This window comes from uncultured Bradyrhizobium sp., assembly GCF_964252615.1.
In the GTDB taxonomy this organism is placed as follows: domain Bacteria; phylum Pseudomonadota; class Alphaproteobacteria; order Rhizobiales; family Xanthobacteraceae; genus Bradyrhizobium.
Window position 1 is genome coordinate 1 of the sequence record NZ_CAXUNQ010000084.1, and the last position, 11,151, is coordinate 11,151.

Here is an 11,151-nt window from a genome sequence, read left to right on the forward strand (position 1 = left end):
ATCGAGATGGAGCTAAAAGCAGCTTAAACATGTCCACTTTTTCGGGGGAAGATCACTGGCAAGATAATCGTCGGCTGGAGCTAGAAGGGTGGCGTCGCAATGTTCTTCGGGTTTCAGCTTCGTCAAAAACATGCAGACCGGAGATGAAATGGGCTTCAGTGCATCGTTAAACTCAATCTGCACCTTCACTTCCAAATGGCCATGTTGGTTCGCATATCCAGCAAGCAGTTCTGCGCTGCCGCCGGTTTCCAGAGCGATGGTAGTTCCGTGCATTCTCGCCAGAGCATGGAGTATGATGAAATTGCCCACGTCTTGTAGTCCGCGGCGGTCCTTACCTGAAACGATCCTGTTCAATATCAAAACGTCACAGAATTCTTTGATCACCTGTTCGTCCGTAAAGGCAGGCTTCCAAATAAAGCGGTTGCCGAGATAGAGAAGGATTGGAAGTTCTTCGTCCTGAATTGGTCCGCCGACCTCCAATCTTGGAAGCGCGGCATCTAGTATCCTTTTAACGGCGGGCCTCCGTAAGCCACATCCATCCTTCAGCTGCTTGTCGGAAGCTAGTCGGAAGTTGGCGCGTGCGGCCAGCGCAAGTTCGGGGTAGGTTGGCCTCTTACCGCGAAAACCAAGGCTCCAGACGCTGACGCTCGTGATCACATCCCGCGCTATCTGCGTAAGTGGCCCCTTGTCGCGTTGACCGCGATGCGCCACGAAATCTCCAATTTCACGAAAACTGGCGCGGCCGTGGGTTCGTTCGCGAAGGTCGAGGAAAAATCGATCAAGATCGTCGGCGCGGCGCTGACCGTCTAGGAGACGTTTGGCGCGAAGACGAAGGTCGTCGTCAATCATCTTGGCTCTCAACCGGGGTGCCTTCGGCTACGCCGCGTCAATTTCGCCACCCATTGTGGGAACGCCCGGGCCGAGACCCGGTATTTTAGCTAGATTAAAGAATGGCCGCTTGTTCCACCTCATATACTTCAGCCCGTGGGCCCAAAATGGGCCCAAAACGCGCTGCTAGCTAAGGAACAAATGCCTTGCCATCCGCTAAGCATCAGATTAAAAAGACGTTTCTCATTGGCGCGGGATACAGCAGCCCGGTAGCTCGTCAGGCTCATAACCTGAAGGTCATAGGTTCAAATCCTATCCCCGCAACCAACTTAACTTGCTGTTTGGCATCCCCCTCCCGGGGGGTGCCTATTTTTTCGCTGCTGGGCAGATGGCCGACAGATGCTTGAAGAATTCCCGCAAGATCGCCGTAAAGGTCCACGGTCAGTCCACTATCGTCCGGTTTTGGCGTAAGAACGATTTTTTCGACCAATTTGCGGATTAGCGCCGCTGAGGTCTCACGCTGTTCCGGTTCGTTCAGCGATTCGATCAGATTCTGCACCGACACATGGTAGCGGTGCGCCATGCTGGGATGAATCAGCACAGGCGCAGGCTCAGTTCGGGCCAGCCGACTCTCAATCTCGCGCTGTCTTTCCGAAAGCGCATTAATGCGATCTTTGACCTGGAGGGGATCAACCCCTCTTGTTATCGCATCAATCAGTTTGTCGATTTCGCGCTTGTTCTTCTCGAACTCGCTCTGGTACCCCGCGATTGACGCGTTGTGTTCCATGCGGACGCGGTTCAGATGCGCCGTGTATTCCTGACAAAATTCTTTGCAAAGGGCGTCATTCATGAGCCGACCGCGCAGAGCGCCAAGAACGCGCTCTTCCAGTTCATCAGCGCGAATGTTTAGGCGGTTGTCACAAGTTCCCTTGTTACGCGCGGTCGAGCATCCAAGATGCGTCGCTGAGATTTTCGAATACCCGCCGCCGCATTTGGCGCACTTGATCAGGTACGAGAAGAGTCCCTTGGGACGTTGCGCCGTCCAGAACTCTCCTTTTTTGTATTCCAGCTTCTTCTGGACGGCCTTGGCCTTATCCCAAAGGTCTTGATCCAGTATTCGAAGTTCGGGCACTTCGACGCTGACAACTTCAGAATCCGGACGTGATCGCGCGCAGCGTTTGCCGGAGTCAGGGTCCTTAGTGAATTGCTGGCGGTTCCAGACTTGGCGGCCGATATAGAGCTCGTTGTTCAATATGCCGGTGCCACGCTTGCGATTACCGTTGATAGTTGATTGCCCCCAGGCGCCGCCGCGAGGACTGAGGATGCTTTCATTGTTCAATTGGAATGCAATCTGTTTGGGCGATTTGCCGCCCACGTAATCCAAGAAGATGCGCTTGATGACTGCGGCTTCATCCAGATTGATGGTACGATCGCCGGCAATTCTTTCACCGCGAATGTCGTGCTTTATTACGCAATCGTACCCGTAGGATTTGCCGCCGGCGCTCTTGCCTAGAAGCGCCACGCCCTCTAAGCCGCGATGGGTCTTTTGCGCTAAATCTTTGAGGTAGAGTTCGCCCATCGTGCCCTTCAAGCCGATATGCAACTCGTTGATCTCGCCTTCCGCAAGAGTGACAATCTTAATTCTCGCATGCCGGGCACGCTTATAAATGTGGGCAATGTGTTCTTGATCTCGACTCAAACGATCCAAAGATTCCGAAAGGATGACATCGAAATCCCGGTTGCGAATGCCAAGAAGCAATTTCTGCACGTCAGGCCGAATGAGGCTTGCGCCCGAAATGGCTCGATCGGCGAGGGTGTCAATCACTTGCCAGCCTTCGCGGGTCGCGCGTTCAGGTCGCGCGCCAATGCAAAACCATCGACGTAGCTCACGACGATGCGCTCGCTGTTGATCTGCAGGTACATCTCGACCTTGCTCTCATTCAAGGGTGGCGCGCCGCTTGCGCCTGAGAGTTGGCCTTGAACCTGCATTTCCTTATCGGCCATGGTGCCGAGGCGATGCGCATCCATCTGCGCAATGTTGATGGACGGCGCGATGAGCGACGATCCGGCCGAGCTCTGCGGCGCCTTTGGCGCCGCTTGCGTAACTGGGGGCTCTTTTGGTTTCGGCGGTGTGCTTTCCGCCAAAAGGCGCTCAAGCTTGGCCTTCACCTCATCGTAAGTGTCGCCTAGCTCGATCCCGAGAATATCGACCTTGGTGTCTCTGGGAAGATTGAGTCCCTTCGGGACGTTGATGGTCTGCTTCCACTGAATGGCTGGCTGTTGAGCACGAGCCGCGCCGCCAAGAATGAGCGACGTAACCATGACAACAGCGCTGCTTTGCAAGCGCTGCATGGAATTCTCCTGAGCTTTGTAGGGCGGCGTTTCCTTTCGCCCTTATCCGGAATCAAAATAGCCTCGCGCCATGTGGCAGGAGGCTATCGGCGAGCTTGGAGTTCTTGATCTTCCGGATGCATCGAACAGAATTGCCTATTCTGTCGCATGGCCAGCACAAAGCATTGTCAGCGCTTGCGAATGCTTATTCCGAATGTTAGATTTCTCGCTATTCAGTGGAGCGAATGGGCCGCAATCTCGGCCTGCTTCCGGGTAATTCAACAGAATAGGCAAGACTGTCTCACCGACGCCGTTGAGCGGCTTCGGATGAGTGTCATGAGCGGTCGCACTGCACAATTCACCTCACTCTATACCAGCGCCGGCCAGCGCAAATATTTGACGCCGGCCGAGCGGGCGCAATTCATCGCCGCCGCGCGCGTCTGCCCTCGTGCTGAATTACGCACCTTCTGTCTGACACTTGCCTCCACGGGATGCCGGATTTCGGAGGCGCTAGATGTGCGGGGTAGGTCGGTCGAAGCCGGCGCGGGCTTTATTGCGCTGCGGTCGCTGAAACGGCGGAATGGCGCTGTGGTCATCCGCGAGGTGCCGGTTCCAGCGGATTTATTAAATGAACTCGAAGCGGTTCACGGCATCAGCGCTCTGGCCGATCGTTGTCTTTGGACATGGTCGCGCAGCCGCGCTTGGCAACTCGTGAAGTCGGTCATGGCCGAGGCGCAAATAGGCCCCGGCATCCACGCCACACCAAAGGGCCTGCGTCACGGGTTCGGCATTCACGCAATCCGTTCGGGGGTTCCGATTAACTTGGTCCAACGTTGGCTCGGGCATTCTCGCATGGAAACCACTGCCATCTATCTTCAGGCCCTGGGCGACGAAGAACGCGAGATCGCGGCACGCATGTGGTAGGTTCCCTAAGCGAACGCCTTCAGGGCTTCATCGACCACCTTCCCAATCGCAATCAACAGGCCAAGGCACGCTCCAGCGTAAGTAAACGGCTTCTTGGATTCGTACGATTTGTGCAAAAGGTGCTTAGATACAAAGTTTACAGAACTAACGGCTATTTTAGCGAGATAGGCAAGCGCGATAAAAAACGAAACCATCAAAAACGGCAATGCGGCGAATATTATCAGCACAGCGATAATTTCCATCGCGATAGGCCCTGGAGCCGAACTGTTCAAATATCGGATCAATTTGGGCAGCAGCCACAGCGGAAGAAATACAGATAGCGGGATTGAGAGCCAGTTCAGAACCCGCCAAGAGCTTGTCGACAATTGGATGTACATCCAACGCGCGGGTAAGTAAGCGAAAACTACACTTACGAACGATATGACGAAACTGCCGCAGAATGCCAATAGCAATCCGAGCCATGTCCTTTGGCTGGATATGCCGAAATAAAATAACAATAATAGAACATAAAATAAGGAAAATGGACCGATGGTTCGTTGAATGAAGCGCTCATCTGAGTCTTTTTGAAAGAACCACGACGCCATGCGAATTGGCACGTCAGGAATTCGAATCTTATCCACGCGCTCAAACGCGACCGACAGTTTTGCGGCGATCGTATTTTTCTGCTCGTCAGGAACATAGAAATCGTCGATGAATTTTCCTGCGGCTCCAATCAAGGCCGCAATAGCCAAGGCCAGCCCAAGTCCCATTTTAACCTCAGAGTTTCATCGTCCTGACTTACTACCGGTGCCAAGAATTTTCAACCGCAGCGCGATAATCTGAGGTGCCTTTTGGTTGTTCTCAGTCCGAAGTATTGGATATCTCCAAAAGCAAGCCGTGTCCGTCCGTGTGCTGTGTGCCTGACCGGTCCCGCCCGGCGCTTCAACACAACTCGCTTCCTTCGTGCAGCTCCGTTCTCGCGTTCGCGTGCTTCGGCTTCGCCTTGGTGTTTGATGCACCGGCCTTATGGGCCGGTCCTTTTGTCACCCATCAGCCGGACACGGTGTGTTCGGTGAAACCTCAAACAATGGAGTGACCAATGACCATCAAGAACGAAAGCAAACGCCCCACGCATCTCATCTGGCAAGTCATCGGCGAGGCCGACAAAGGCCGCTGGATCAGGGTCGGTGCCGCATGGGCCAATCGCGACGGAAAGGGGTTCACGCTGAAATTCGACGCCTATCCCGTCGTCGGCCGTACCGTTATCCGCGAATTGACTGAAGGTGAAACTGCCGAATCCGCGCAGACCTGAAGTCTATCTACGGCGCGGCGGGCTCCCGTCGCGCCGGCTTCTATTGAGGACTTCTTCTTCCACCTCCGCTTGGAGCATTTCTCTCCAGGCTTGATTGAGTTGAACCGCGACTTTATGCGCTGCCGCGTCATGCAGCGCCAAGGCGACCGTAATCATATCGCCCTTGTGCAAGAACAAATTAACATCGAACCCTCCCGCGAGCGGGTTCCGGTACTTCTCAATGGTCCGGATGGACCGGAAATCGAAGCCCTCGATGGTGTGAAACGTTTCCGCGCTCGGAAAGCCTTGCGGCGCAATCATCTCGCCGCCCTTCTTGAATATGATTGATCGATAGCGCCAATTCGGGAGCCGCTTTAAATAGACGATACCGCCTACGCAGCCAGCCACAGCGAGAAGCATCGGAATGGCGATGAGCCAAACGCCCACGAATAGCGGCACGAGGCTGAACATTAATATGAGCACCGCGCCGGCTATCAGCCAAATCTTGATCTGCTGCGTCCAATAGTTTTGCGCGTGCCTATCTTCCCACCATTGCAGGCCCGCGGCGACCAACGTCTTGTCCGGCGCAAATTCGCGGATGGGCTTAAAGTCAAAACGGGCTTTTTCAAATTCAAATTCGGTCATCGTTCGGTAACCTATCAATGAAAAGTGGCAGGTATTCGGGCGTAATCAGTAATTGGCGGCCTGTCTCTCTTGCGAAGAAATACCTGATCTCGGATGGCGTCAGCAACGGCACCGAGCGGATGTTTTCGCGAATTCCGTCGTCCCCTTGAGCAAACTGGCTCGACGACGCGAAATTTTTTTGTTGCTCGACCACCGTCGTGTCCCCAAGCAGCGAGGAGAGATATCGCGTTGTCGTCACGTCCATATTGCCGAATGTCTGAATGACCCCCGCATTCCCTAAGAATGTTTCCCACGATTTTGGGTAATGGGTTTGGATTTGCGTCAAATCCTGCAACACCGTCCAAAGCTTAACGCCGAAGCCCGCAAAATATCCTGCGGCGGCCTCGACGCTCTTCATGTGTCCTAATGCCGCGAACTCCTCCAGGATCAACAGCAGCGGTAGGCCCTTCATGGGCTTACGTTCGAGCGCGGCCAAAAGCTGGTATATGAAGACCCGCAGCCAGCGCGCATGTGTCGCGATGCGCATGGCCGGCAGGATCAGATAGATTGTGGTAGGAGTTTCGCTCGAACTTAAACCGTTCAAGTCCACATCCTGTTTAGCAAAAACATTCTCCAGGTCATCGAGGCGGCGCGTCTGAGCATCAGCCGTTGAGAGTATGGAGAGCATTTCTTCGGTCGGGATGCCGCCATGCTGAAATTTTCCAAGAAATGAGAGGGCAATGTTTTGAACGCCGCCGTCGAATGCATCGTTGAGCGCCATTGCCTCCAGCAAGTCGTGTAGTTCGTTGGTCCGGCTTATCTGGCGCCGAAGTGTTTTCATCGAGGGGCCGCTCGGGTCGGCCGATATCGCATGAAGCAGCAAGCCGACAATCAAGTTCTTGGCGGAATCGGTCCAATGCGGCGATTTTTCATTATCAATGATGAGCGCGTCCGCGAGTTGCGCCGCGTCCGCCGGCATATTGTCTTTGGGCGAATTGATCAGTTCGACGCAGGGGTCATGTCCATCGGTATCCCACTCCATGACGCGAAACGGATTTAGTATGAAAACATTGTGTCCCATCTTTTCGCGCATGGTAGCGGTTTCAAGCGCGAGTTCACCTTTTGGGTCGATGACGACAACGGAGCCCGGATAACGCTTGAGGTTTGGAATGAGCACGCTCCGCGACTTTCCGGCGCGGCTTCCGGCGATCGTTACAATGTGGCGGTCATCGGCGCGACCAAGTAAACGGCCTTCGTGACTGCCCAACAGAATTTTATCGGGGGTATGGCGTTCGTTATAATGCCAATCATCGACGAACTGGTATGCCGGTTCCCACATGCCGCGCGGTTGCGTTTCATGTGGTCCTGGTCGCTCTGTCCCTCGTGGCGGGAAGGGCCTGTCCACTGGCATTGCACTTTACCCTACTGGGATCTGAGGAAAGACTCGGGGAATTACGATTTGCGTTTCGTCATCTCGGCATCGACTTTCGCTTCAATTGTCTCGAAGTGCCATTTGAGGACAACCGTTTGGAAGCAGAGATCGATGGGCAAGCCAGAACGCCCGGCTTGGTCGGCGGCTTCGTCCATTATCGCGCGCGAAAGTTCGAAGTTGGGTCGGAAGTGCTCTCGTTCTTCGTCACATGCCAATCCGACCATTTCGTCGAAATATCCCAGAACGTAAATGGATTGTTCAAGATTATGCCAGCGCCCCTGGCTATCGCGCACGAGCCGCTTTTTTGTCCTTTCGGAAAGGACATCAAACGTTTTAACAGCCACTTCATAATCATCGTGATCAGACATATTATTATTATGCCGAAGTGGACCCATACACGTCAAAGTTTGTTTTTTCGATTGAACTCCGTCCTGAGTGTATGCTTCTGAAGAGGCCGCTCTTTCCCGACCTTTGCCTGTTCTAGGCTCTCGCCAATTTGCGCTTTTCTCCGTGCCGCATCCTCCGTCAGGCTCGTTTTCTGCGCCACGACAGTGCCTGGGGGCAATGGCTCGTTGCTCTGAGCGAATGACGGCGGTGGGTGTTTGTATTGATCTCGCGTCTGTTTGGTCTGTTCGATCTGCTGCAGCACCCGGCGCCGCGGTTTGGCGCCCCTGGCTTCGTTGAAATCGTCTTTCATCGTGAGCACTCTTCAACGCAATCATCTCGGACCCTTTAGAGTGTGCCTAATTGGTTACGCGTGCATTACTTCAGATTGTCAGTCTCCGGATTTTGTGTCGCTCTTGGGCGAGGTTCGATTCTTCGCCAGCCATGGATTTCGCGCTCAGAAGTGCAGCGATCCGCCGCGCGAGTTGCTTGCGATCCTGCCGCTGGCGGTATCGGACTTTGTCGATCATTTCCTGCAACAACTCGCGTTCTTGGTTATGTACTTTGAATAAATTCTCCCGCTGGGCGCGATCGCGCAGCAGCCCTTGGTAAGCTTCCTTTTCGTTGTCGCGCTTGGTGTTGGCGGTCTTGCCGGTCAACAAATCCATGATCGCGCGCAAGCCCCGCCCAAAGCGTTGGGCGCGTTCTTTGCTTTCCATGCGCCAGCGTTCGTCTTGCTTGGCGGCCAGCCGTTCGCGTTCGCGCCGCTGGTCCGCGACCATCTTGGCGCGCGCCTCCAAATACGGGGTCAGTTCCTTGGCCTTGTTCGCGCGGTCCTCGCGCAAGAATCCCCGCAATTGCGTAGAGAGACGCTGTTGCGTGGTCTTGCGGATTTGATCTACGCCAGGAAGTTGTTCAGGATCTCCGAGCTTTTGCCGAACCTCTTTGGCCTTGACGCCTGTCCAGCGGGATACTGAGAAGGCTTCGCCGTGGATATCTAGTGCGACCAAACCGCGCCGGTCGCCCTTGGCCAGGAAATAACCGTGCTCTTCGAGCGCGTTGGAAAAACTTCTGACATTGTCCGACCGCTCCCATGCGCTTTGAAACACCGCCTTGATTTCGCGGGGATCGAGGTCGAGACGTTTGGCCTGTTGCCATTCCGCCAAGGTGAAGTTCAGCGGGTTCTTCCAGCCGTTGGTCTTGTGGCCGTCGGGCAATTCCCATCCGTATTCGAGATACAGCTCCCGCGACAGATCGCGAAGCTTGGTTTTAAAGAACGGCAGATTGACCGCCTTCATTTCCTCCGGGTCGATCCGGGACCAGACGACATGGGCATGCCGGCGGCCATTCTTTTCGTGAATCACGATGGCGCGGGGCTGGTTCTTCAATCCCAAGACCGCTTCCGCCCGGTCGGCGGCATCAATAAACGCATCCAGACTGGCTTGACCGTCCTTCGGCGGGTTCAGGCTCAGCGAAAACACCGCCTGTTTGCAGTGGGTGCCCTTGGACACCGCTTGGGCTTCTGCCATTGCCCCGTACAGGTCGTCGGCCATGAAGCCGCGCAGTTCGTGCACGGTGACATGGTCGTTGTCCCGGTCGTTTAGAAGGTGGGCGGCAAGCTGGCGCGGCCCGCTGCGCTGGGAGCCTTTTAAAATCATTGGGAAGGGTCTCCAGCACTTCGGGAGAACTCGTCCGACATCGAGGAGGTCGTCGCGCTCTCGATCACCAGAATGCCCAAAGCCGTTAGCAACAGGAGCCGCATGGCGGTTACGTCCGCACAGGCGGCCCGTAGCTCGGCTTCCGTTTCGTCACTCACAGGCAACGTGCCGACGTTCGCGGCCTTTGCCAGTTGATTCAGGTTATTAGCAATCCGGGACTGCCCAAGTAGGCCGAGCAAGCGCGCAAAAGCATCCGCATCCTTAATCGGATACCGCCGCCGCGTTAGTTGCGGCTTTATCTTTTTATCGAGAATGATCTCTCGAATGAACATCCCGAGCGGCACCCCCGCCGCCTTCGTTCGGAGGGTGTTTTTCTCGTCTTCAGTGAGGCGGATAGAAAAAGGCTTGCCGCGTTCTGTTTTTTGTTTGTCCACTGACCGCTCCTATTGGTCCTCCGGACATCCACGCGCGCGAGCGCCCTGGTATCTAGCGATATCAGGGCGTTAACGTCGGTTTTCGGATGCTTTGGAGATCGGTTGCTATGTACAGCGGGCTAAGTTTAGGATGAGCCCCCGCAACCAACTTAACTTGCTGAATTTCTTCAGCTGTCGGTTCGACGGTTTTTGGGCGTTTCGGGCAAGTTTACTGCGCTTCCCCGCAACCAAGATTTGATAATGATATCAGTGAATTAGCCCGCCGTGTGCGGGCTTTTTCATGTGGTGCAGGCTTGTACTAAGTGCTACTGGGCATTAGCTAATGTTTCCAACGAGTTAGATCGATTCTTGCCAAGCTTTGCCGTCGTGTACAATTTCTTACATGGCACATGATTGGCACATGAAAATTGAAAGGCCCTCGCTGCTGAATCCGGGCATGACCTCATCAAAAAGTTTGCAAGCGAGCATCACCGGCAATCTCGTGATGGGATCGCGATCCCAGCCAAGTCACCTACTAAGGCGCGTGCATGACGTTCGTCGATCTCCATAGATACTTCGCTCCCGTCAGCAAGAATGAAGAACCATCACTGAATTTAGGCATCTGGGGCCGAAAGCTGGGCGGCTGGCTTGACTGGAGCGAGCTGCTTTCCCAACGCCGCGTGATCCTTCTCGCAGAAGCTTCAAGCGGAAAATCCGAAGAGTTCCGAAATCAGCAGAGCGTACTTTCGGCGCAAGGCAAACCGGCCTTCTTTATCCGCATTGAAGAGCTCGCCGATCAGGGCTTCGAGGCCGCGCTTGATCCGGGAAGTGTGGAGGCCTTTACGAACTGGCGTACCGGAACGGCGCAGGGCTATTTCTTTCTCGATTCCGTCGACGAGGCTCGGCTGAACCGAAAGAATTTCGACACCGCGCTTAAGAAGTTTGCTCGCGACCTAGGCCGCGCTGTCGAGCGTGCCTTTGTCTTTATTTCATGCCGGGTGACTGACTGGAAAGTCCGTGAAGATCGTCTGTTGATTGAGGCTGTGCTGCCTTGGCGCGAGGTTGCAAAAGAAGCAGTGAAAGATGCCGATCCCCTGCTCGACCCGATCTTCAATACGGAAGAGAAAAACCAGCGGCGCCAAGTCGAGAAACCTAAAGGCAAGCCCGGTGAGTTGCTTGTCGTGCAACTAGTGCCCCTCTCCAATGACCAATGTCAGCAACTTGCGAAGTCTCTGATCTTCCCCCGAAAAAGTGGACATGTTTAAGCTGCTTTTAGCTCCATCTCGA

At 54.7% G+C, this 11,151-nt stretch carries 14 protein-coding genes, 1 tRNA gene and 1 pseudogene; 5 read left to right on the forward strand and 11 right to left on the reverse strand.

All coding sequences use genetic code 11. The features are described from left to right. Positions 1–12: 12 nt before the first annotated feature. Positions 13–849 (reverse strand): hypothetical protein, encoded by an 837-nt coding sequence (locus tag ACFE72_RS23580; RefSeq protein ID WP_375415549.1) that lies wholly within the window; start codon positions 847–849, stop codon positions 13–15. A gap of 229 nt (positions 850–1,078) precedes the next feature. On the opposite strand from ACFE72_RS23580, the gene ACFE72_RS23585 reads away from it, so the two are divergent. Further along, a tRNA-Met gene (locus ACFE72_RS23585) sits at positions 1,079–1,155 on the forward strand. On the opposite strand, the gene ACFE72_RS23590 is transcribed toward ACFE72_RS23585, so the two are convergent. Further along, positions 1,112–2,203, reverse strand: a complete 1,092-nt coding sequence (locus tag ACFE72_RS23590) for a recombinase family protein (protein ID WP_375415562.1) — start codon at positions 2,201–2,203, stop codon at positions 1,112–1,114. The two genes, ACFE72_RS23585 and ACFE72_RS23590, sit on opposite strands and share 44 nt — an antisense overlap. On the opposite strand from ACFE72_RS23590, the gene ACFE72_RS23595 reads away from it, so the two are divergent. Next, entirely contained in the window at positions 2,120–2,341 is a 222-nt protein-coding gene (locus tag ACFE72_RS23595; protein WP_375415550.1) for a hypothetical protein, read from the forward strand. The two genes, ACFE72_RS23590 and ACFE72_RS23595, sit on opposite strands and share 84 nt — an antisense overlap. A gap of 63 nt (positions 2,342–2,404) precedes the next feature. Here ACFE72_RS23595 and ACFE72_RS23600 read toward each other — a convergent pair. Both ACFE72_RS23600 and ACFE72_RS23605 read right to left on the reverse strand, forming a co-directional pair. Then, positions 2,405–2,653 (reverse strand): annotated as a pseudogene (locus tag ACFE72_RS23600) (recombinase family protein); the annotation flags it as partial. Further along, a complete protein-coding gene (locus ACFE72_RS23605) occupies positions 2,650–3,180 on the reverse strand; it encodes a hypothetical protein (RefSeq protein WP_375415551.1) in 531 nt (176 codons plus the stop codon). The pseudogene ACFE72_RS23600 and the gene ACFE72_RS23605, both read right to left, overlap by 4 nt. A 315-nt stretch (positions 3,181–3,495) precedes the next feature. On the opposite strand from ACFE72_RS23605, the gene ACFE72_RS23610 reads away from it, so the two are divergent. Next, the gene (locus ACFE72_RS23610; protein ID WP_375415552.1) at positions 3,496–4,083 is read left to right on the forward strand and encodes a tyrosine-type recombinase/integrase; all 588 of its coding nucleotides are present in this window, start codon (positions 3,496–3,498) and stop codon (positions 4,081–4,083) included. Positions 4,084–4,088: 5 nt separating this feature from the next. On the opposite strand, the gene ACFE72_RS23615 is transcribed toward ACFE72_RS23610, so the two are convergent. Next, positions 4,089–4,832, reverse strand: coding sequence for a hypothetical protein (locus ACFE72_RS23615; protein ID WP_375415553.1), 744 nt, complete (start codon positions 4,830–4,832; stop codon positions 4,089–4,091). 329 nt (positions 4,833–5,161) lie between these two features. Between ACFE72_RS23615 and ACFE72_RS23620 the strand changes: the two genes are divergently transcribed. Continuing rightward, positions 5,162–5,374 (forward strand): hypothetical protein, encoded by a 213-nt coding sequence (locus tag ACFE72_RS23620; protein ID WP_375415554.1) that lies wholly within the window; start codon positions 5,162–5,164, stop codon positions 5,372–5,374. A gap of 3 nt (positions 5,375–5,377) precedes the next feature. Here the strand turns inward: ACFE72_RS23620 and ACFE72_RS23625 are convergent, their stop codons facing one another. From ACFE72_RS23625 to mobC, 6 genes are all read right to left on the reverse strand, one after another. Beyond that, complete coding sequence (locus tag ACFE72_RS23625) at positions 5,378–5,998, reverse strand: hypothetical protein (protein WP_375415555.1); 621 nt, start codon at positions 5,996–5,998, stop codon at positions 5,378–5,380. Then, complete coding sequence (locus ACFE72_RS23630; protein ID WP_375415556.1) at positions 5,985–7,316, reverse strand: type IV secretory system conjugative DNA transfer family protein; 1,332 nt, start codon at positions 7,314–7,316, stop codon at positions 5,985–5,987. The genes ACFE72_RS23625 and ACFE72_RS23630 overlap by 14 nt, the downstream gene beginning before the upstream one ends. A 113-nt stretch (positions 7,317–7,429) precedes the next feature. Then, on the reverse strand, positions 7,430–7,777 hold the full coding sequence (locus tag ACFE72_RS23635; protein ID WP_375415557.1) for a hypothetical protein: 348 nt from the start codon (positions 7,775–7,777) through the stop codon (positions 7,430–7,432). A 32-nt stretch (positions 7,778–7,809) separates the two neighbouring features. Beyond that, on the reverse strand, positions 7,810–8,106 hold the full coding sequence (locus tag ACFE72_RS23640) for a hypothetical protein (RefSeq protein WP_375415558.1): 297 nt from the start codon (positions 8,104–8,106) through the stop codon (positions 7,810–7,812). A 70-nt stretch (positions 8,107–8,176) separates the two neighbouring features. Then, on the reverse strand, positions 8,177–9,451 hold the full coding sequence (locus ACFE72_RS23645; protein WP_375415559.1) for a relaxase/mobilization nuclease domain-containing protein: 1,275 nt from the start codon (positions 9,449–9,451) through the stop codon (positions 8,177–8,179). Continuing rightward, positions 9,448–9,885, reverse strand: a complete 438-nt coding sequence (gene mobC / locus ACFE72_RS23650; protein WP_375415560.1) for a plasmid mobilization relaxosome protein MobC — start codon at positions 9,883–9,885, stop codon at positions 9,448–9,450. Before mobC ends, ACFE72_RS23645 begins: the two co-directional genes overlap by 4 nt. Before the next feature lie 527 nt (positions 9,886–10,412). Between mobC and ACFE72_RS23655 the strand changes: the two genes are divergently transcribed. Continuing rightward, positions 10,413–11,129 carry a hypothetical protein gene (locus tag ACFE72_RS23655; RefSeq protein ID WP_375415561.1) on the forward strand — a complete coding sequence of 239 codons (717 nt, stop codon included), beginning with the start codon at positions 10,413–10,415 and terminating at the stop codon, positions 11,127–11,129. Positions 11,130–11,151: the final 22 nt, after the last annotated feature.